The sequence below is a fragment of the Enterobacter sp. BIDMC92 genome, assembly GCF_001030225.1.
Lineage (GTDB): Bacteria > Pseudomonadota > Gammaproteobacteria > Enterobacterales > Enterobacteriaceae > Enterobacter > Enterobacter sichuanensis.
In genome coordinates this window covers 978,886-998,417 of the sequence record NZ_KQ087598.1, presented here as the reverse complement: position 1 = coordinate 998,417, position 19,532 = coordinate 978,886, and the positions used below count along the sequence as shown (strand labels likewise).

The following is a 19,532-nucleotide window of genomic DNA, read 5'->3' as shown; positions in this document are numbered from 1 at the left end:
ATGGCAGGTGATGATAATTTTTATGGAAAAACGTCTATGTCGAAACTGGATTTGAGGTCCAAAAAAACCTGGGGCGCCCTGGCATCGATCGCTGTAGTCGCCGGTACGCTGGCATCGGCTTTTGCATGGACTGCGGGCTGGCTTGGGTCACGCACGGTCAGCCAGGCACTGGTGAGTGAAACACCAAAACCCTTTCCGCCGGGCTTTCGCCGTGCGCATGGCAAAGGCATCTGCTTTGCCGGCACCTTTGTGCCAAACGGCTCAGCGGTTTCTCTGTCCACCTCCCGCCTCTTTTCTCAGCCGGAAATCCCCGTAGTGGGCCGATTCTCAATTGGTACTGGCGATCCTCACGCCCCGGATAGTACAACCAAAACCCTGAGCATGGCGCTGTTGCTGAAAACGGATGACAAGCAACAATGGCGGATGGCGATGAATAACGAACCTTACTTCGCCACCCGCAACCCGGAAGGATTTCTGGCCTTGCGCCAGGCCACGGCAGTTGATGCGGCCACCGGCAAGCCGGACCCGCAGCGTCTCGCGGACTTTTTGAAAGCCTACCCGGAGGCTGAGAAATACCTTAAATGGGCGGCGCAGAAACCCGCCCCCGGCAGCTTCGCCGGGGCGACGTTTTACAGCATCAACTCTTTCTACCTTGTGAACGCGCAAGGGGAGCGACAACCTGTGCGCTGGATGATGCGTCCGCACGATCCGTTCTTCTCCCTGAGCGATGAACAGCGAAAGAAAGCGGATGATAATTTCCTGTTCGAAAGCCTGCGCCAGCGCCTGGCACAGAAACCACTCTACTGGGACTACGTTTTGCAGCTCGCGCAGCCGGGCGATCCGGTGGATGACCCTTCCCGGCCCTGGCCGGATAATCGCAAGCAGATGGTGGCCGGCACGCTGGAAGTGACGCGTGTCGAAGCGCAATCCGTGGGCGCGTGCCGCGACGTTAACTTTGATCCCTCTATCGTTCCGGCGGGCGTTGCGGTGACGGATGATCCCGTCTTAAACGCGCGATCGGCCGCTTACTCACACTCCTTCAGTCGCCGTGAGCGGGAAATTGGCTACGGCAAAGCCACCGAAGCCGTGCAAAAGCAGGAGGTAAAATGAGCACGAATAAACGTCTGCGCGAGCACGCCCCACAGCATTTCAATACCCTGGCGCGAAGCCTGCACTGGCTGATGGCGGTTATGATCCTGGCGATGCTTTTCATTGGTGCCGCCATGATGACGTCGTTACATCATCGGATTTGGTTGATCGACCTGCACCGGCCACTGGGTATCGCCATTTTACTGCTGGCACTGGTTCGTCTGGTCAACCGACTCCTGAGCCGCACGCCTCCTCTGCCTGCGGATTTGCCCGTCTGGCAGGTGCTTGCAGCGAAGGCGTCTCACTGGGTGCTGTACGCGTTAATGCTGGCAATGCCGCTGCTGGGCTGGGCACAGCTTTCGGCGGCGGGCGTGCCGATCGTGATGTTTGACGGTTTCAACCTGCCTCCGATTGTTCCAGCCAGTCCGGCACTGTATGCGTGGTGCCACGACGCCCATAGTCTTCTGGCAAAATTACTTTTTGCGGTGGTGCTGGTCCATCTCTCTGCCGCATTAGTGCATGCGTGGATCTACCGGGATACCGTTTTTGCCAGCATGGCGAAAGGAAACAAGTCGGCATCAGCCGTCCGGGAAGATCTGAAGTAAGGAAAGCGGTTCTGGACAAGCACACCCGGAATGCGCGTGTCCTCGCTAATCGTCATCCTGAAACGGCAGATTCAACCGGGGCGCGTATTTTGTCTTCAAATTCGCGCCCCAAAAAAGCCACGGATACCCCACCGCTCTTGTGGTGGAAGATAATATCAATCAAATAAAGTGATCATTTTTTAAACAGAAGAGCATTTCCGCCCGCAATTTATGCTTTTATCAAAACGTTAAGCGGCGCTCGCATAACAAACACCCTGCCAACAGAAACACCTAACTCGTTGATAAAGATGAGTTTACATCAATAAAAACGATAAAAACCCTTGCTCACCAACAAAATATATCAACTCGTGTGATATCTAAATTATAATTCTTATACTTCTGTTAAAAAGGTGGAGGCCGAAATGCGATTAACCTTACTGCTGTTATGCTGTCTGGTACAGAGTGTAACCTGGGCAGGCGAACTGCCAAAACCTGTTGGTAAACCCATTTTAACGATTTACGGTAATATAGAAAATACCAATGAAAATGGAAAAGCAGTGTTTGATCTCGCCAGCCTTGAAAAACTGGGCATGGTAAGCTTTGAGACGACCTCCCCCTGGTATAATGGTCGAACTAAGTTTGAGGGGGTTCCGATGCGTAAACTCATGGATTATGTGGGTGCAAAGGGTACTAACATTAATGTTATTGCGCTCAATGATTACTCAACCGTCATCCCTCTCAGCGACTTTAAAAAATACAACGCCATACTTGCTTTGAAGGTGAATGGCGAATATATGCGCATCCGCGATAAAGGTCCATCATTCATTGTATACCCCTATGACAGTCTTCCTGAGTTGAATAATCAGATTTATTACTCGCGTTCAGCATGGCAGGTTAGCAAAATGAAGATTGAATAGCAGTTCAGGAGAACATAATGAACAGGATACTGGTTGGTATCATTTTTTCTCTTTTTATCACGACAGGATATATTGCATTCCTTGTTTACGATCGCCAGCAGGAATTGCAAAAACTGACTCAATACACCGAGTCCTGGTCCGTGGCTCAACTGGTATCCGAGTATTACCGCTTTGAATCATGGCTTGGTCTGTACGCAACCGATACCGATGACGTTACGATAGACCAGGTCCGCATGCGTCTTGAAATTATGCTCAGTCAGGGCGATTTAATGAAGGGGGGTGATTTAGGTCGCTACATTGACAGCGATAAAACGCATCAGGAGCTCGCTTTACGCTTAGAAAATATACTGAATTATCTGGATAGTCATCTTGAAAACATGAGCCATGCCGAGTTACAGGCCTACCTGAAAAATATGCATGAGCTCGATGCACCGCTCAGCCAGCTTTCTGCCACTGCATTAACAAAAGATATTAACACGGTTAATGAATCTAACACAAAAATACAGATCCTTTACTATATTTATTCCGCGCTTTCATTGCTGCTGGTGATCCTAAGTTTTATTCTTGGTTTTTTAATGATCTACCAGAATAAAAATATTCTCAAAGCGCACATGCAGGTTAAAAGCCTGGCTGACGAACTCCAGATATCAAAAGAAACACTGCAAATTCAGAATGCGAAGCTGGAATATGATGTTTATCATGATTCCCTCACCGGTATGAAAAACCGTCTGTTCTTCTGGGACGATCTCAACAAAATTAATCTTCAGGCGGATAAAAACCATACGCCTGTCACGGTGATGTTATTTGATTTAGACCGGTTCAAAGAGGTCAACGACACCTATGGCCATGATACCGGCGATTTACTGTTGAACCAGGTATCCCGACGTCTCACCTCAATGAGTAGCGCTTCTGATACGTTTTACCGGTTGGGCGGCGACGAATTTGCCCTTCTGTCCAGTGGTTTGACCGAAAACGCGGCCATTTCGCGCGCCAAAGAAATCAGCGATCAGATCAGCCAGCCCTATACGATTAATAACCAGCTGATAAAAATTGCGACCTGCGTGGGTATCGTTTTATCGGATAATGAACGACGCTCTGACTTTCTGTATAAATTTGCCGACCTGGCCCTCTACGAAGCGAAAAAAGCCGGTTCCCAGCAGATAAAAGTCTTCCGCCAGTGGATGATGCAAAAATTGCAGGAGAGCAGAACCCTTGAACATGACATGGCACTGGCGCTCGATCACAATGAGTTTGTGGTTTATTACCAGCCGATTGTCGATTCATTCAGCAATGACATTTACGGCTACGAGGCGCTTATTCGCTGGATGCACCCGGTAAAAGGGATGCTGTCGCCTGATTACTTTATCTCTGTTGCTGAAAAAACCGGGATGATCAACGCGATCGGCAAAATTGTGCTTGAGCTTGCCTGCCGGGAAGCGGTCTCCTGGGCGGTTCCGGCAAGGATCTCGGTGAACGTCTCACCTATCCAGTTGGGTAATAAATCGTTTACGACGATGGTGCAAACCATCCTGAAAGAGACAGGGTTACCGGCTAACCGGCTTGAGCTGGAGGTGACAGAGTCTTCGCTCTTCAGTGACAGCACGATGCCGATTACGATTCTGAAAAAGCTGCGTTCGCTGGGGGTGAAAATTTCCATCGATGATTTCGGAACGGGATATTCGTCGCTCTCCAGATTGAGTGAGCTTAATTTTGATAAAATCAAAATAGACAAATCCTTTGTGAATCCGATATCCACGCAAGATGATGCGCTTAATATCGTCAAACTGATTACCGGTATGGCGAAGAGCCTGAATATGAGCGTGATTGCCGAAGGTGTAGAAACCGAAGCGCAGCTTGAACGTCTTCAGGCACTTGGCTGCGATCTGGTGCAGGGATACCTGTTTGGAAAACCACAGCCGGAGATTGACAGAAAGATTAGATGCGGTTGAAATGGCTTGCGGTTGCTTCTGGCCCAACACCATTTAGATGACAGCGAATCAAAGGTTAAAAAATGAAAAACACCGTCCCGGAATATACGCCTGTTGATTTATCTCGTTGGGCAAGGAAGGAGCATTTTGAAGTTTTTCAGTCGTTTGCTGAATGTACCATCAACCAAACGGTTCTGATCGACATTACCGTACTGCGAAAACATATTAAAACGGTTGGCTGGAAGTTTTACCCCACTATTATTTTCCTCCTCTCTAAAATCATGAACCGGCATCCTGAGTTCCGTATGGCTATGAAGGACAATGAGCTTGTCGTATGGAATGAAATTCATCCCAGCTATACCATTTTCCATCCCGAAACGGAGACCTTTTCGTCATTGTGGAGCCACTACGATGGCAATATGCAACACTTCCAGAACACGTATGCAGAAGATACGGCGCGCTATGGCAATAACCTTTCCTACTGGCCTAAGGAAGAGTCCCGGGAAAATGTCTTTTTCGTATCGTCTATTCCGTGGGTAACCTTTACCAACTTTAATATGAACATTGCGCATATGAAGAACTTCTTTTCACCTATGTTCACGTTTGGAAAATACTACGAACAGGATGGGAAAGTGTTGTTGCCTATGGCGGTGCAGGTCCATCACTCGGTGTGCGATGGTTTCCATGTGGCAAGGATGTTTAATGAGTTGCAGGAGATGTGTGATGGGTTACCGGAGCTGTCAGAAGAACATAACGCATGATGCGTAAGAAGTCGTGATGGTTTCTTTTGGTCGGGATTGAGCATTAAGTCTGCCAGACATCTATGCTAAGCAATGGCTAGCCTGCGCACTGTCATCAGAAAATCGAAAGGGGTCGCGTCCCACAGCTCAGGTGAAAAATCAAATCCATATCGCATTTTGAACTCATCATCCAGCCTGCCTTTATTACACTCAATAAAAGTATCAACTTCTTCGGCTAACGCTTTTAGCATCCAACCGGGGGCTGTTTTTTTATACAGATTAATGGTGCCCTCAATGGTATCTTCCCCCTCATTGATGAGGTCATGATCCTGATTAAAATAACCCTGAATCAGCTGATCAAGATGATAAAAGCTTTGCATAATCCATCTACTCTATAGGTCGGAACTGCACATATTTGTCAGCACGTGTGAGAAGCCAACCGACCTTTCATCATTTTATGCGCTTTCCATGAAAGGCCAAGTGGTATCAGATACCAGACCGCAATAACGCCAAAAACTGCAACAGGTAAGTAATATAACAGCAGCGAGTACGTATAAAAGACAGGAAGCAGAATCAGCGGTGCCAGGATAAGCATCAGACATATCACCCCACCATAAAAACGCTTACTTAGATCATCCACTAATGTTGAAAGCGTTTCGTCAGCATTTTCATCCCTGCTCAATACCTCTTTCAGACGAGATAATTGCTTACTCGAAAAACCATTATCCAGCAGGTCTTTTTCCGTCAGTTGGCTGGTCATATGCTCGTCTGTCTTCATGATTGGTATGTTCATGAAAGGATAACTTTAAGATGAGTTTTTTTAAACACTAGCTTAAATGACGAATTGCCGGACATTGCAGGCAGGCTTGAAGATCAACCAGTACGATCGGCGGAGTTCAAGGTTTTCTCTGGGGTTAGCGATTTCTACAAGTCGCACGTTAGACATCATTGTAGGCATCGCCCAAGACTTAAAATTGAATGCCCGAGCTTATGCCCCAGCAGTGGCTTGGTCCTGGTTGAGTCCAGCTACAGGATATAAAGTACCGTCTATAAACAGCGATAATAGGAACAGAACAACACAACACAGTGCAACCACTTGATTTATAATTATTTTATTCTATACGATCTTTTACATACCCCTTTAATACCCCCAACGGTTTGTTTGACGAACATAAGTGTTGATTCGAGCCGCGAGTTCTATCAGTGTTTTGACACCTTAAATAAATGGGTATGCTGTTCAGTTTTTTTAATTGCGCTCAAAAGTATCAGGCATCGGCCCTGATAGATGGATCCTTCTGTGTAGCAGTCAACAAAATTGGTCGTTTCATTAGAACTTTCCTGCACAGATCTACTGATTCGTTTGGTGGTAATTCACTGTTATGTTCATGTAGCCTGAGCGCCCTTAATTTTTCTAAAATGTAGTCCGTAACTGCGTAATGAGCCCCGCAACACATTAAGTAACCTATCGCCATCACTCACTCATTAATATGGTTCCTAATGAAGACATTATTAACTTCGGTGTGTATTAATCAACGGGGAGCAGGTCAGCCGAGCCAGTGCTAAATGCGTTAAATCTGTCATTCAAGGTGTAAAACACAATCATCGATTGGCCCTCTCAAATCGAAAAAATAAATTTTCTTCGCAAAAACAACAGAAAACCATCGATTTCTGGGCCTGTAGGAGCCCCTCAGCGGGGCGCTGTGCTATCGGTATGTCATACGATTGTGTGGAGATGACGTGTTGTAGCGCTTCTGGTGGAGCATACGGGGCTGTTTGCATTGTTGTGGGAAATGGTGCAGAAGGGTGACGACCAGGCCGGGAGAATATCGCTTGTTAGTGGCTGATCTTTAGCCCGCTTTGGTAATGTTGCTGGAGTAGTTCTGTGTCTGCTGGCAAATGCGCAATTGTGCTTTCAGCAGGTTTGACACGCTGGCAGTTGGATTAGCGCGAAAAGCAGGAGCCTGGCGATTGTTCCGTTGGCTTCCCCACGATTACTACCGCAAAGTCAACACAATGAGCCACCCCAAATTAACTATGAAAATAGTAGGATACGGTATCAAGGCCAAAGTTATTTTTGACCTGCTTTCCACCGAAACACCGAATCATTAACCCCTGTATTTTCTCCAGAACCGCCAGGATTTGTAAGAAAGGACTGGCGGTTGAACAAAAACAGCAATCAACATTGCTATAGATAAACTGATCCCAGTTGATATGATGTATTCTATTTCATTTGAAATAATCACCCAGAGAAATATTGCAATGAAAGCATAAAAGATCCAAAGAACTATCCTGAATCGATTAGCCAGATCCTGAATCGCTTCCCCCAAGGTTCCGCCGTAGCTTTCAACGTTGTTTTTTATCTTCTGCAAATCCGATGGTGTAAACCCTGAACGTAACAAAGCCTCATCAGTCACTTTCATATCGTCTCGTCCCTTATCTTCCAGAAGTGTTTTCCTAATCGCTGATTGTGCAAGCAATCATATTGATGAACTTTACAGCAATCCACATGATGTTTGTCCAATGTATCAGATTTCAGACAATAGAAGCCATAAAGCCCCGTTAGTGGTACAAGCAACAAGCGGAGCGTAGCGACTTCATCAGATTGTCAGAATGATCACACCTTATCAGGGGGCTCGTGAACCTTTCGGAGCGTGAGCGAAGCGCTGGCAGAGCCTGCATGTCGTGTGCAGGTACGTTTACAACTATTCACCTGTTTACGTGGCTCATGGGGCCACACATCGGGCTTAAATGCGTGTGATCAATCTGTTTCGGGATGGTTTAGAGACGTTGGCGGCGTCATCAGCTTCGAGTTGATAGCGGTTCGTGTGGACTGTTCACGCCTTGTACCTGTTCGAGCTTTACAGCTACAGGCCGCTACGTGCTAACATCCCTGAATAGCCACTGTTAACCATAGCGGCAACTGTTGGTCATAGAATCCCTTAAAAAAAGATTGTATCTTGAGAGCAATAAACGCCTTAAGATATTGTTTTTAAAGAATTTTGTTGTGTGAGTGCCGATAATAGGAGTCGAACCTACGACCTTCGCATTACGAATGCGCTGCTCTACCAACTGAGCTATATCGGCCCTGAGAGGCCGGTTACGAATGTAACCACGGGGCAAAAGGTTAGATCTATCCGGGTGATGCGTCAATGCCCTTTTGAATCAAACGGCTATTTTTGCATCACCCGTGATTATTTACGCACGAATCGTATCGTCGCCGAAGCCGATCCACTTATACGTGGTCAATGCTTCCAGCCCCATAGGACCGCGCGCGTGCAGTTTCTGCGTGCTGACCGCTACCTCCGCACCGAGGCCGAACTGGCCGCCGTCGGTGAAGCGGGTGGAGGCATTCACATACACCGCAGAGGAATCCACCTCGTTCACGAAGCGATCGGCATTGCGCAGCGTACGCGTCAGGATAGCGTCGGAATGCTGCGTGCCATGCTCACGGATGTGCACAATCGCGTCGTCGAGATCGGTAACGATTTTCACGTTCAGATCCAGAGACAGAAACTCATCGTCGTACTGCTCCACTTTTACGGGCACGACTTTCGCCGGGCCATCCTGAAGCAGTGCCAGCGCGCTGGCGTCAGCATGCAGGGTTACGCCGCTCTCTGCCATCTGTTTGCTCAGGGCCGGCAGGAAGGTCTTCGCGATACCCTGATGCACCAGCAGCGTTTCCACCGTGTTACAGGTGCTTGGGCGCTGTGTTTTCGCATTCACGATAATCTTCAGCGCCGGTTCAATCTCAGCGCTGTCGTCCACCACGATATGACACACGCCGATACCGCCGGTGATCACCGGGATTGTCGACTGCTCACGGCACAGCTTGTGCAGGCCCGCGCCACCGCGTGGGATCAGCATGTCGATGTACTTGTCCATGCGCAGCATCTCATTGACCAGCGCGCGGTCAGGGCTCTCTATCGCCTGCACGGCGCCCGCAGGTAAGCCACACTCTTCCAGCGCCTGCTGAATAACTTTTACCGTCGCGGCATTGGTGCGCCAGGTCTCTTTCCCACCGCGCAGAATAGCGGCGTTACCGGTTTTCAGGCACAGGGAGGCGACATCCACCGTTACGTTTGGACGGGCTTCATAAATCACACCGATGACGCCGAGCGGCACACGGCGACGCTCAAGACGTAAACCGCTGTCGAGCAGTCCACCGTCGATCACCTGCCCGACCGGGTCAGCCAGATTGCAGACCTGACGAACATCGTCGGCGATGCCTTTCAGGCGTGTCGAGGTCAGGGCCAGGCGGTCAAGCATCGCTTCGCTCAACCCGTTACGACGCGCTTCCAGCAGATCCTGCTCGTTGGCGAGCAAAATCTCCTGGGACTGGGATTCCAGATAATCAGCGATTTTTTCCAGCACGCGGTTTTTCTCGCGGCTGGAAAGGAGCGCCAGTTTATAAGAGGCGGCCTTCGCGGCGGCACCCATTTGTTCCAGCATGTTCTGGCTCCTTAACGAATAATCATGTCATCGCGATGCACGGCAACCGGGCCATATTCATAGCCCAGAATGGCGTCGATCTGCTGCGAGTGTTGACCCGCGATGCGGCGCAGGGCATCGCTGTTATAGCGGCTTACGCCGTGGGCAATGTCGCGGCCTTCGAGGTTACGGATACGGATCACTTCACCACGGGAGAAGTTGCCTGTCACGCTTTTAATTCCTTTAGGAAGTAATGAACTTCCTCGTTCCAGAATCGCGGCGGTTGCCCCTTCATCAACAACAAGCTCGCCCGCAGGCGGCGCACCAAATATCCAGCGCTTGCGGTTTTCCAGCGGGGATTCCTGGGCGTGGAAGCGGGTACCGACGGAGATGCCTTCCATCACGTCACCAATCACCCCAGGGCGGCTGCCCGCCGCAATGATGGTGTCGATACCGGCGCGGCATGCCACGTCAGCCGCCTGCAGCTTGGTTCCCATGCCGCCCGTACCCAGGCCGGATACGCTGTCGCCGGCAATAGCGCGCAGCGCATCGTCGATACCGTGAACATCAGTAATCAGCTCGGCTTCCGGGTTGGAGCGTGGATCGGCGGTAAACAGCCCCTGCTGGTCGGTCAGAAGCAGTAATTTATCCGCACCGGCCAGAATCGCCGCCAGCGCAGAGAGGTTATCGTTATCACCCACTTTGATTTCGGCGGTGGCAACGGCATCGTTTTCGTTAATAACGGGAACGATATTATTGTCCAGCAGCGCACGCAGGGTATCGCGGGCGTTCAGGAAGCGCTCTCGGTCTTCCATATCCGCACGCGTCAGCAGCATCTGCCCGACGTGGATGCCATAAATAGAGAACAGCTGTTCCCAGAGTTGAATGAGTCGGCTTTGTCCCACGGCGGCCAGCAGCTGTTTGGAGGCGATCGTCGCGGGGAGTTCGGGGTAACCCAGGTGTTCACGCCCGGCGGCAATCGCCCCGGAGGTCACAATCACAATACGATGCCCTGCGGCATGTAACTGAGCGCACTGACGTACAAGCTCAACAATGTGGGCGCGATTTAGGCGGCGCGATCCGCCTGTTAACACACTGGTACCGAGTTTTACCACCAGCGTCTGGCTGTCACTCATGATTCTCTGCCGTTCAACGATAAGGGAAAGTAATGTCGAACGAACGTTTTAACAGGAGTCAGCCCGGTTGCCAACTGCCTTAGCACATCGCGAAACACTTTGTTGCGCGGGATCAGGAAGCGTAGCGGTGAAAATTGACACTTTTATTACCGAAATAATAAATCACAGTTTTTTAAAATTATTCTTAGTTTGTCATAAAAGTTTCATTCCAGAGCGATAAAACCCTTCCTGTTTTTTCACGGGACTTAAGCCGACGCTTATCGTCCAGCGAATTTTTTAGCGCGTTTATAAGACAGGATCGAAAATGAAAAAGAGCACTCTGGCATTAGTGGTTATGGGCGTAGCGGCTTGTGCATCAGTTCACGCCGCTGAAGTTTATAATAAGAACGGTAATAAACTGGATGTGTACGGTAAAGTAAAAGCCATGCACTACATCAGTGATGATGATTCTAAAGACGGTGACCAGACGTACGTTCGTTTCGGTTTTAAAGGCGAAACACAGATTAACGATCAGCTGACGGGCTATGGCCGTTGGGAATCCGAATTTGCGGGTAACAAAGCCGAGAGCGACTCCTCTCAGAAAACGCGTCTGGCGTTTGCTGGTCTGAAACTGAAAGACTTCGGTTCTCTGGATTATGGTCGTAACCTGGGCGCACTGTATGACGTGGAAGCCTGGACCGATATGTTCCCGGAGTTCGGCGGCGACTCTTCTGCACAGACCGATAACTTCATGACCAAGCGTGCTACCGGTCTTGCCACCTACCGCAACACTGATTTCTTCGGCGTGGTTGACGGCCTGGACATGACGCTGCAATACCAGGGTAAAAACGAAAACCGTGACGCCAAGAAACAGAACGGTGACGGTTTCGGTACTTCTCTGACCTATGACTTCGGTGGCAGCGATTTCGCGGTGAGCGGCGCATACACCAACTCTGACCGTACCAACGCTCAGAACCTGCTGACGCGTGGCGAAGGCAAAAAAGCCGAAGCCTGGGCAACCGGCCTGAAATATGACGCGAACGATATCTACCTGGCGGCAATGTACTCTGAAACGCGCAATATGACCCCAATTTCAGGTGGCTTCGCCAATAAAGCCCAGAACATCGAACTGGTTGCACAATATCAGTTTGATTTCGGTCTGCGTCCGTCCCTGGGTTATGTCCAGTCTAAAGGCAAAGATATCGAAGGTATCGGTGAAGAAGATCTGGTGAAATACATCGATGTCGGCGCGACATATTATTTCAACAAAAATATGTCCGCGTTTGTTGATTATAAAATCAACCAGATTGATGACGATAATAAACTGGGTGTGAGCAGCGACGATATCGTTGCCCTGGGGATGACCTACCAGTTCTGATAATGCAGACATAAAAAAACCGGCTTGATGCCGGTTTTTTTATCGGGGATTAATGCGGTCTGGTGCCCTCACCCTGGTCTTCTCCCACAAGGAGAGGGAGAAGAGCATCAGGCCGTCAGTTTCGCCGCTTCACTGGAAAAATTATCCGCGGGCTCAAGCTTCAGGTCCAGCGTGGCCAGCAAATCTCGCGCCTTGTCGTGGAACTCTTTGAGCGTATATTCCAGGCGATCGATCACTTCCTGATCTTTAATGGTGGTAGCCTGCCAGTTGCCGTCCTTATTAAACAGGCCAAACTGGTAGCTATAGGTAAAACGTTTCTCTTCTGCTTCCATTTCCATCCACCAGCCCCAGAATTCACGTTTTTCGGGTGCAGGCTTCACGTTGACGCATACAGCCAGGCAGTCGAAAAAAAAGCGATTCTCTTCACACTGCTCTTCTCGAATATACGGGCCAAGAGCCATGAACTTCTTAATCAATCTACTTTTCGGGTGTCCACTCGGTAACGTCATTGCGATCTCCTTTTGTGAAGCCACTGTTTTACCAAACCAGCGAAATTTAGCAATCTATTAACACAATCTCTGCGCGATCCAGCGCGTAATCTCTTTCAACGCTTTGTCGAAATTCTGATAGACCGGGCTTAACGGCACCTCGAGCAATTTGCCATCCGCAGATGACGACGTGATTAAACGCGACTCTTCTTCCGGGCTGAACGGATCGTTCTTCCAGAACCCCGAAAGCATCGGCGTCGGGCAGCGGCGTCCCAACAGGCCCTGCGTTTTTAACGAGTAGCGATTAAGCTCAACACGCAGCGCTTCGTCTGATGCATCATGCATACCCAGTCGGCTGGCCAGCACGTCGAGGTACATCTCCGGCACGCTGCCCTGGCGGGCGGGGTCGCTGAGCAGGGCGTGAACCACCGGACCAAGACAGGCCACGGCTTTCAGTCGAGAAGATTCTAGGTAGGCCAGACGCACCGCAACGTTCGCGCCAAAACGGAAGCCAAACGCCGCCACGCGGGTGTGGTCGACCCACGGAATGTTTTCCAGCGCTTTTAGCGCATGCTGGTGCAGCAGGCTGGAATCCTGAGTCAGTTTCCATTTGGATGAAAAACCAATAGAGGGCATATCCAGCGTCAGCATCGCGATCCCTTTTGGTGCGAAGTAACGCTCATACAGGCTGTAATAGTCGATCTGCAACGAATCCAGCCCCCCGCACATCAGTACGGTCGGGAACGGACCTTCACCTTCCGGCATATGCAGGAACCCGGTAACGGATGACCCACCCGGAATGGTAAATTCGAGCTCACGCATCTGACCCGGCAAGCGTTGAGCCGCCTCTTCATAGGCGCGATTGGCCAGCGCCTGCGCCTGCTCGGCCAGTTCGTCGCCTTTTAAGTGAGGATAGGCGGCAATGGCGTAGAGATTGGCCGCATGCAGCCAGTGCTTGCCGCTGAGCATGGCATCCTCTTCCTGGCTGGCTTTTTGCTGCCAGAGCATCGCCTGTTTAGACCATTCGTAGATCCAGTTTCCACCACGGTAGCCCACCACCGTATCGTAGAGTTCACTGTCGGTCCGTTCGGCTTCACTCATCACGATGCGCGCCTGTACATCGAGAATTTCACGAGGGTCAATACCGCGCCAGATCCACATCAGGCGGTTAATCATGCGGTACCAGTGGGGGACGTTTTTACCGTCTAATGCGGACTGGACGGCAGGCTGGGTACCCGGGTTAAAACGGCGCACCAGCGTCGAGGTTTCAGGGTGCTTGAAACGGGGTTTGAAGAGCGTCTCGGTGAGATTGGCCTGCGTCATTGCGTTGCCTCCATGGATACGTCGTATAGAGACTATTGTAACGCGCGTCAGACTAAAAAAAACAACGCCCGGCATCACCGGGCGTTAAAATAATTGCGGTCTGGAATTAACGACCTGAGATTGGCGGTACGAACACCACGCCCATATCCCATGGCTGTTCAATCCAGGTATCCTGAGGAATATCAATCACGTAATCGTCAACCAGAGGTCGACCCGCCGGTTTCGCGAAGATAGTGACGAAATGCGCTTTCGGGTACATTTCGCGGATTGCCACCGCAGTACCACCGGTATCCACCAGGTCATCAATAACGATGAAACCTTCGCCGTCGCCTTCCGCGCGTTTCAGCACTTTCAGCTCGCGCTGGTTGTCATGGTCATAGCTGGAGATGCAAACGGTATCGACATGACGAATACCCAGCTCACGTGCCAGCAGCGCCCCCGGTACCAGGCCGCCACGGCTGACGGCAATAATGCCTTTCCACTGTTCGGAAGGCATCAGACGCGCAGCCAGTTTGCGTGCGTGGATCTGCAACATGTCCCAGGTGACGACGTATTTTTCGCTCATGTGAAGTGTCCCAGCCTGTTTATATACGGCTTAAAAAAATGAGGGTGAACCAGGTTGCGCGAGATTATAGAGATCTGACGCACTAAAAACCAGTGTTTAGCGCCCTCTGCCTGAGTTTTTACATGCTTTATGCTACCAGCCAGCAGAGAAAGTGGTATTCTCAGTTTCATCTCGCAAGCCTGACTTGTGGTGACTATTAACCTGCTAACCCTGTGACCTGCAACCCTGTTTGCAGAGCATCGACAAGGAGACTTATCGTGTCTGAACTGTCTCAACTATCTCCGCAGCCACTGTGGGATATTTTTGCCAAAATCTGCTCCATTCCACACCCGTCCTACCATGAAGAACAGCTTGCCGAACATATTATGGGTTGGGCGAAGGAAAAAGGTCTGCACGCTGAACGCGACCAGGTTGGCAACATTCTGATCCGCAAACCTGCTACCGCAGGCATGGAAAACCGTAAACCGGTTGTGCTGCAGGCGCACCTGGACATGGTGCCACAGAAGAACAACGACACCGTTCACGACTTCACTAAAGATCCTATTCAGCCCTACATCGACGGCGACTGGGTGAAAGCGCGCGGCACCACCCTGGGTGCAGATAACGGAATCGGTATGGCCTCCGCGCTGGCAGTGCTGGCTGACGACAGCGTTCAGCACGGTCCACTGGAAGTGCTGCTGACCATGACCGAAGAAGCGGGCATGGATGGGGCGTTTGGTCTTCAGCCGAACTGGCTGCTGGCGGATATTCTGATCAACACCGACTCCGAAGAAGAAGGCGAGATCTACATGGGCTGTGCGGGCGGGATTGATTTCATCTCTACCCTGCCGCTGTCACGCGAAGCGATTCCTGCCGGTTTCCAGACCTTTAAGCTGACGCTGAAAGGGTTGAAAGGCGGCCACTCCGGCGGTGACATTCACCTGGGTCTGGGCAACGCCAACAAACTGCTGGCGCGCTTCCTGGCAGGCCACGCGGCTGAGCTGGATCTGCGCCTGGTGGATTTCAACGGCGGTACGCTGCGTAACGCGATCCCGCGTGAAGCCTTCGCGACTGTCGCTGTACCGGCCGCAAAAGCGGACGAGCTGAAAAAACTCTCCAGCGTTTACCTGGATATCCTGAAAAACGAACTGTCCGCGAAAGAGAAAAACCTGACCGTGGTGCTGGAATCCGTCTCAACGGATAAAGCCGCGCTGACCGCACAGTCTCGTGACACCTTCGTTCAGTTGCTGAACGCGACGCCAAACGGCGTGATCCGCAACTCCGACGTGGCGAAAGGCGTGGTGGAAACCTCACTGAACGTGGGCGTAGTAACCATGAGCGACGACAGCGCAGAAATCATCTGCCTGATCCGTTCCCTTATCGACAGCGGTAAAGAGTATGTGGTGAGCATGCTGGAATCTCTGGGTACGCTGGCCGGTGCAAAAACCTCCGCCAAAGGCAGCTATCCGGGCTGGCAGCCGGACGCAAGCTCGCCGGTGATGGCACTGGTGCGTGAAACTTACCAGCGTCTGTTCAACAGCACCCCGAACATTCAGGTGATCCACGCGGGTCTGGAATGTGGTCTGTTTAAAAAACCGTATCCAGACATGGACATGGTTTCTATCGGGCCAACCATTACTGGGCCGCACTCGCCGGATGAGCAGGTTCATATCGAAAGCGTGGGTCATTACTGGACCCTGCTGACTGAACTGCTGAAAGCGATTCCTGCTAAGTAATACCCTCATCCCAGCCCTCTCCCAAAGGGAGAGGGTGAACAACGTCGCGCCACCGGTTTTTTTTACAGGCCCAATACCAGCTGTCGCTCTAACTGCGGATCCAGCAACGTGACGTGCAACCCCACCAGCCTGACTCCGCGCCCTGCCCGCCGCTCATCCCAGGCCTTTTTCGCCGTCGCAATGAGATCGTCTTTATTCAGACGCGGCCAGACGTGTTCCTGCGTAGTCTGCTGAAAGTCATTGAATTTCAGCTTGATGCCCTGCCGGGCAATGAGCAGGTCCGGCTTCACCTTGATTAAGCGACGTTCCAGCTCCGGGTAGAGCTGTTCTGTGATAATAAACTCGCATTCGGACCAGTCATGAATATCTTCACTGAGGGTTCGCTCAACGCCGACGGATTTCCGTAACCGTTCGCTGTTCACATCGCGATCGTCAATCCCCTGGCTGCGTTCCCACAGCACGCGGCCAAACTTCCCAAAGCGTTTGAGCAGCATGGCCAGATCGCTGCGCTGCACATCTTCGCAGGTGCGTAATCCCATACTTTCCAGCTTTGCGGCAGAGACTTTTCCCACCCCGGGAATTTTGCCAAGCGGCAGCGTTTTTAAAAACGCAGGCACCTCTTCCGGGGTAATAACGTACTGGCCGTTGGGCTTATTTAAATCGGAGGCAATTTTGGCGAGGAATTTTACGGGGGCCACGCCCGCCGATGCCGTCAGATTGAGCTCGTTGAAAATTGTCTGACGGATCTCCTGCGCCATCAGCGTGGCGGAGCCGTGGCAGTGCACGCTGTCGGTGACATCCAGATAGGCCTCGTCCAGCGACAGCGGCTCTATCAGGGAGGTATAACGGGAGAAGATTTCACGGATATGGTTTGAGGCTTCTTTGTATGCCTCAAACCGACCGGGTAAAAGCGTGAGATGAGGGCAGAGCTTCAGCGCCATCGCCGTCGGCATGGCGCTGCGCACGCCATATTTGCGCGCAGGATAGTTGGCGGTGCTGATGACCCCCCGCTGAACGCGGCTGCCGCCTATCGCAATGGGGATATCCCGCAGCGCCGGGTTGTCACGCATCTCCACTGCGGCAAAAAAGCAGTCCATATCAACATGGATTATTTTGCGCATAGTAAGCCCTCACTCATCACTGGATAAGTATACAGTAAATAAATGAGGGTTGAGAAGTGGATATAAGAACGCCGGGTGGCGGCTTCGCCTTACCCGACCTGCCAGACTAAATAATGCGCTGCTGTTCGCGGGCCATCCGTTTTTTGCGCGCATCGCACGGTTCCGGGCAGTCGCACACCTTTTCCATCCCAATGGAAGTAATGCCGCCGCAGCTGCCCTGAAGGCTTTTCCGCTTAACGATCCAGCCTAACGCCATGCCGAAAATGACTAGCACGAAAACAACGAAGGTAGCCAGAAAGGTCAGCATCATCAGCCTCCAAAGTCATCGAGCAGGATGTTCTCATCTTCCACACCGAGATCTTTCAGCATCTTAATCACGGCAGCATTCATCATCGGCGGCCCACACATATAGAACTCGCAGTCTTCCGGTGCCGGATGCTGTTTAAGGTAGTTTTCATACAGCACGTTATGGATGAACCCGGTATAGCCCGTCCAGTTATCTTCCGGCTGTGGATCGGAGAGCGCCACATGGAAGGTAAAGTTCGGATTTTCACGCGCCAGCTGTTCAAACTCATCGTCATAGAACATTTCGCGCAGGGAGCGAGCACCGTACCAGAAGCTAATCTTACGCTGGCTGCCCAGCCGTTTGAGCTGGTCAAAGATGTGCGAGCGCATCGGGGCCATACCGGCACCGCCGCCGATAAACACCATTTCCGCGTCGGTATCTTTGGCAAAGAACTCACCAAACGGGCCGGAGATCGTTACCTTATCGCCCGGCTTCAGGGACCAGATGTACGACGACATGACGCCCGGCGGGGCATCCGGCACGTTCGGCGGTGGCGTGGCAATACGCACGTTGAGCATGATAATGCCCTTCTCTTCCGGGTAGTTGGCCATTGAGTAGGCACGCAGCGTCGGCTCTTTCACCTCCGACACAAAGCGGAAAAGATTGAATTTGTCCCAGTCGGCACGATACGCCTGCGGCACGTCAAAGTCCGCATACGCCACGGTGTGCGCCGGACATTCAATCTGAATGTATCCCCCGGCGCGGAACGGGACATCTTCCCCTTCCGGCACCCGCAGCTTCAGCTCTTTAATAAAGGTGGCTTTGTTATCATTAGAGATAACCTCGCACTCCCATTTTTTGACGCCGAAAATTTCCTCCGGCAGCTCAATTTTCATGTTCTGACGCACCGCGACCTGGCAGGCCAGACGGCAGCCCTCTTTTGCCTCACGTTTGGTGATATGCGCCAGCTCGGTTGGCAGAATATCGCCACCGCCCTCTTTTACCGTCACGCGGCACTGCCCGCAGGAGCCGCCGCCTCCGCACGCTGAAGAGACAAAAATGCCGTTACCCGAGAGCGTATTGAGCAGCTTATCCCCCGCCGGGGTGCGGATCTGATTCTGCGGCTCGTCGTTAATATCAATCACTACGTCGCCGGAATTCACCAGCTTCGCACGCGCCGCCAGAATAAGCCCTGACAGCACCAGTACAATCAGCGTGAACATCACCACGCCAAGTATTATTTCCATCTGTTAGCCCTTATAGCTGCACACCGGAGAAGGACATAAAGCCCAGCGCCATCAGCCCGGTGGTGATAAAGGTGATCCCTAAGCCACGCAGCCCTGCAGGCACGTTGGCATATTTCATTTTTTCGCGGATCCCCGCCATGGTGACAATCGCCAGCATCCAGCCGATGCCGGAACCGAAGCCGTACACCACGGACTCACTGAAGTTGTAATCACGCTGAACCATAAACGAAACGCCGCCGAAGATGGCGCAGTTCACCGCGATCAGCGGCAGGAAGATCCCCAGCGCGTTGTAAAGTGACGGGAAGTACTTATCGAGGATCATCTCCAGGATTTGCACCAGCGCGGCAATCACACCAATAAAGGTGATGAAGTTCAGGAAGCTGAGATCAACGCCCTCTACCAGCGCGCCGTCCCGCAGTACGAAGTTGTACACCAGGTTGTTGATCGGCACCGATAAGCCGAGCACCACGGTGACCGCCACGCCCAGACCAAATGCCGTCGACACTTTTTTGGACACCGCAAGGAACGTACACATGCCGAGGAAAAACGCGAGCGCCATGTTTTCAACAAACACCGCCCGCACAAACAAACTCAGGTAATGAGCCATC

Annotated in this window: 19 protein-coding genes, 1 tRNA gene and 1 pseudogene; 8 read left to right on the top strand and 13 right to left on the bottom strand. The window is 51.5% G+C overall.

Annotated features, from left to right (window positions below; genetic code table 11):
- Positions 1-36: 36 nt before the first annotated feature.
- The 5 genes from SP99_RS04445 to catA all read left to right on the top strand — a co-directional run bounded on the left by SP99_RS04445 (position 37) and on the right by catA (position 5,279).
- Positions 37-1,110: a catalase family peroxidase gene (locus SP99_RS04445; RefSeq protein ID WP_047957838.1), complete on the top strand. Its 1,074-nt coding sequence runs from the start codon at positions 37-39 to the stop codon at positions 1,108-1,110.
- Positions 1,107-1,694 carry a cytochrome b gene (locus SP99_RS04440; RefSeq protein ID WP_047957837.1) on the top strand — a complete coding sequence of 196 codons (588 nt, stop codon included), beginning with the start codon at positions 1,107-1,109 and terminating at the stop codon, positions 1,692-1,694. Before SP99_RS04445 ends, SP99_RS04440 begins: the two co-directional genes overlap by 4 nt.
- A gap of 401 nt (positions 1,695-2,095) precedes the next feature.
- Positions 2,096-2,590, top strand: coding sequence for a putative pterin-binding protein (locus SP99_RS04435; RefSeq protein ID WP_025756248.1), 495 nt, complete (start codon positions 2,096-2,098; stop codon positions 2,588-2,590).
- Positions 2,591-2,607: 17 nt separating this feature from the next.
- A complete protein-coding gene (locus tag SP99_RS04430; RefSeq protein ID WP_047957836.1) occupies positions 2,608-4,539 on the top strand; it encodes a GGDEF domain-containing phosphodiesterase in 1,932 nt (643 codons plus the stop codon).
- A gap of 62 nt (positions 4,540-4,601) precedes the next feature.
- Positions 4,602-5,279 (top strand): type A chloramphenicol O-acetyltransferase, encoded by a 678-nt coding sequence (gene catA / locus SP99_RS04425; RefSeq protein ID WP_047957835.1) that lies wholly within the window; start codon positions 4,602-4,604, stop codon positions 5,277-5,279.
- Positions 5,280-5,344: 65 nt separating this feature from the next.
- Here catA and SP99_RS04420 read toward each other — a convergent pair whose 3' ends face one another.
- Both SP99_RS04420 and SP99_RS04415 read right to left on the bottom strand, forming a co-directional pair.
- A complete protein-coding gene (locus SP99_RS04420; protein ID WP_047957834.1) occupies positions 5,345-5,638 on the bottom strand; it encodes a contact-dependent growth inhibition system immunity protein in 294 nt (97 codons plus the stop codon).
- A 38-nt stretch (positions 5,639-5,676) separates the two neighbouring features.
- On the bottom strand, positions 5,677-6,018 hold the full coding sequence (locus SP99_RS04415) for a hypothetical protein (RefSeq protein ID WP_047957833.1): 342 nt from the start codon (positions 6,016-6,018) through the stop codon (positions 5,677-5,679).
- Between the two features lie 1,178 nt (positions 6,019-7,196).
- Between SP99_RS04415 and SP99_RS25280 the strand changes: the two are divergent.
- Positions 7,197-7,367, top strand: a pseudogene (locus tag SP99_RS25280) (DUF4225 domain-containing protein); the annotation flags it as partial.
- Here the strand turns inward: SP99_RS25280 and SP99_RS04410 are convergent.
- The 4 genes from SP99_RS04410 to proB all read right to left on the bottom strand — a co-directional run bounded on the left by SP99_RS04410 (position 7,364) and on the right by proB (position 10,822).
- Complete coding sequence (locus SP99_RS04410; protein ID WP_047957832.1) at positions 7,364-7,678, bottom strand: hypothetical protein; 315 nt, start codon at positions 7,676-7,678, stop codon at positions 7,364-7,366. The pseudogene SP99_RS25280 and the gene SP99_RS04410 sit on opposite strands and share 4 nt — an antisense overlap.
- A 591-nt stretch (positions 7,679-8,269) precedes the next feature.
- A tRNA-Thr gene (locus SP99_RS04405) sits at positions 8,270-8,342 on the bottom strand.
- Between the two features lie 111 nt (positions 8,343-8,453).
- Positions 8,454-9,707, bottom strand: a complete 1,254-nt coding sequence (gene proA, locus SP99_RS04400) for a glutamate-5-semialdehyde dehydrogenase (RefSeq protein ID WP_047957831.1) — start codon at positions 9,705-9,707, stop codon at positions 8,454-8,456.
- An 11-nt stretch (positions 9,708-9,718) separates the two neighbouring features.
- On the bottom strand, positions 9,719-10,822 hold the full coding sequence (gene proB / locus SP99_RS04395) for a glutamate 5-kinase (RefSeq protein ID WP_025760272.1): 1,104 nt from the start codon (positions 10,820-10,822) through the stop codon (positions 9,719-9,721).
- 304 nt (positions 10,823-11,126) lie between these two features.
- On the opposite strand from proB, the gene phoE reads away from it, so the two are divergent.
- Positions 11,127-12,179: a phosphoporin PhoE gene (gene phoE / locus SP99_RS04390; RefSeq protein ID WP_047957830.1), complete on the top strand. Its 1,053-nt coding sequence runs from the start codon at positions 11,127-11,129 to the stop codon at positions 12,177-12,179.
- Between the two features lie 107 nt (positions 12,180-12,286).
- Here phoE and crl read toward each other — a convergent pair whose 3' ends face one another.
- The 3 genes from crl to gpt all read right to left on the bottom strand — a co-directional run bounded on the left by crl (position 12,287) and on the right by gpt (position 14,555).
- Positions 12,287-12,688 (bottom strand): sigma factor-binding protein Crl, encoded by a 402-nt coding sequence (gene crl / locus SP99_RS04385; protein WP_025760274.1) that lies wholly within the window; start codon positions 12,686-12,688, stop codon positions 12,287-12,289.
- Positions 12,689-12,745: 57 nt separating this feature from the next.
- Positions 12,746-13,990 carry an esterase FrsA gene (frsA, locus tag SP99_RS04380; protein ID WP_047957829.1) on the bottom strand — a complete coding sequence of 415 codons (1,245 nt, stop codon included), beginning with the start codon at positions 13,988-13,990 and terminating at the stop codon, positions 12,746-12,748.
- A 106-nt stretch (positions 13,991-14,096) separates the two neighbouring features.
- Complete coding sequence (gene gpt / locus SP99_RS04375; RefSeq protein ID WP_003863205.1) at positions 14,097-14,555, bottom strand: xanthine phosphoribosyltransferase; 459 nt, start codon at positions 14,553-14,555, stop codon at positions 14,097-14,099.
- Between the two features lie 257 nt (positions 14,556-14,812).
- Here gpt and pepD point away from each other — a divergent pair, with 257 nt between their 5' ends.
- Positions 14,813-16,270, top strand: coding sequence for a cytosol nonspecific dipeptidase (pepD, locus tag SP99_RS04370; protein WP_047957828.1), 1,458 nt, complete (start codon positions 14,813-14,815; stop codon positions 16,268-16,270).
- 62 nt (positions 16,271-16,332) lie between these two features.
- On the opposite strand, the gene dinB is transcribed toward pepD, so the two are convergent.
- The 4 genes from dinB to nqrE form a co-directional block, all read right to left on the bottom strand.
- Positions 16,333-17,391 (bottom strand): DNA polymerase IV, encoded by a 1,059-nt coding sequence (gene dinB, locus SP99_RS04365; RefSeq protein ID WP_025760189.1) that lies wholly within the window; start codon positions 17,389-17,391, stop codon positions 16,333-16,335.
- A 106-nt stretch (positions 17,392-17,497) separates the two neighbouring features.
- On the bottom strand, positions 17,498-17,701 hold the full coding sequence (nqrM, locus tag SP99_RS04360; protein WP_025760188.1) for a (Na+)-NQR maturation NqrM: 204 nt from the start codon (positions 17,699-17,701) through the stop codon (positions 17,498-17,500).
- A complete protein-coding gene (gene nqrF, locus SP99_RS04355) occupies positions 17,701-18,924 on the bottom strand; it encodes an NADH:ubiquinone reductase (Na(+)-transporting) subunit F (protein ID WP_025760187.1) in 1,224 nt (407 codons plus the stop codon). The genes nqrM and nqrF overlap by 1 nt, the downstream gene beginning before the upstream one ends.
- 10 nt (positions 18,925-18,934) lie before the next feature.
- The gene (nqrE, locus tag SP99_RS04350; RefSeq protein ID WP_023334613.1) at positions 18,935-19,531 is read right to left on the bottom strand and encodes an NADH:ubiquinone reductase (Na(+)-transporting) subunit E; all 597 of its coding nucleotides are present in this window, start codon (positions 19,529-19,531) and stop codon (positions 18,935-18,937) included.
- Between the last annotated feature and the right edge of the window lies 1 nt (position 19,532).

Bases quoted from the DNA above. Each gene is read 5' to 3' on its own strand.
- dinB (WP_025760189.1), bottom strand. From the start codon at position 17,391: ATGCGCAAAATAATCCATGTTGATATGGACTGCTTTTTTGCCGCAGTG.
- SP99_RS04430 (WP_047957836.1), top strand. From the start codon at position 2,608: ATGAACAGGATACTGGTTGGTATCATTTTTTCTCTTTTTATCACGACA.
- crl (WP_025760274.1), bottom strand. From the start codon at position 12,688: ATGACGTTACCGAGTGGACACCCGAAAAGTAGATTGATTAAGAAGTTC.
- catA (WP_047957835.1), top strand. From the start codon at position 4,602: ATGAAAAACACCGTCCCGGAATATACGCCTGTTGATTTATCTCGTTGG.
- SP99_RS04415 (WP_047957833.1), bottom strand. From the start codon at position 6,018: ATGACCAGCCAACTGACGGAAAAAGACCTGCTGGATAATGGTTTTTCG.
- SP99_RS04440 (WP_047957837.1), top strand. From the start codon at position 1,107: ATGAGCACGAATAAACGTCTGCGCGAGCACGCCCCACAGCATTTCAAT.
- nqrE (WP_023334613.1), bottom strand. From the start codon at position 19,531: ATGGCTCATTACCTGAGTTTGTTTGTGCGGGCGGTGTTTGTTGAAAAC.
- frsA (WP_047957829.1), bottom strand. From the start codon at position 13,990: ATGACGCAGGCCAATCTCACCGAGACGCTCTTCAAACCCCGTTTCAAG.
- SP99_RS04410 (WP_047957832.1), bottom strand. From the start codon at position 7,678: ATGAAAGTGACTGATGAGGCTTTGTTACGTTCAGGGTTTACACCATCG.
- proB (WP_025760272.1), bottom strand. From the start codon at position 10,822: ATGAGTGACAGCCAGACGCTGGTGGTAAAACTCGGTACCAGTGTGTTA.
- SP99_RS04435 (WP_025756248.1), top strand. From the start codon at position 2,096: ATGCGATTAACCTTACTGCTGTTATGCTGTCTGGTACAGAGTGTAACC.
- SP99_RS04445 (WP_047957838.1), top strand. From the start codon at position 37: ATGTCGAAACTGGATTTGAGGTCCAAAAAAACCTGGGGCGCCCTGGCA.
- proA (WP_047957831.1), bottom strand. From the start codon at position 9,707: ATGCTGGAACAAATGGGTGCCGCCGCGAAGGCCGCCTCTTATAAACTG.
- nqrM (WP_025760188.1), bottom strand. From the start codon at position 17,701: ATGATGCTGACCTTTCTGGCTACCTTCGTTGTTTTCGTGCTAGTCATT.
- gpt (WP_003863205.1), bottom strand. From the start codon at position 14,555: ATGAGCGAAAAATACGTCGTCACCTGGGACATGTTGCAGATCCACGCA.
- nqrF (WP_025760187.1), bottom strand. From the start codon at position 18,924: ATGGAAATAATACTTGGCGTGGTGATGTTCACGCTGATTGTACTGGTG.
- SP99_RS04420 (WP_047957834.1), bottom strand. From the start codon at position 5,638: ATGCAAAGCTTTTATCATCTTGATCAGCTGATTCAGGGTTATTTTAAT.
- phoE (WP_047957830.1), top strand. From the start codon at position 11,127: ATGAAAAAGAGCACTCTGGCATTAGTGGTTATGGGCGTAGCGGCTTGT.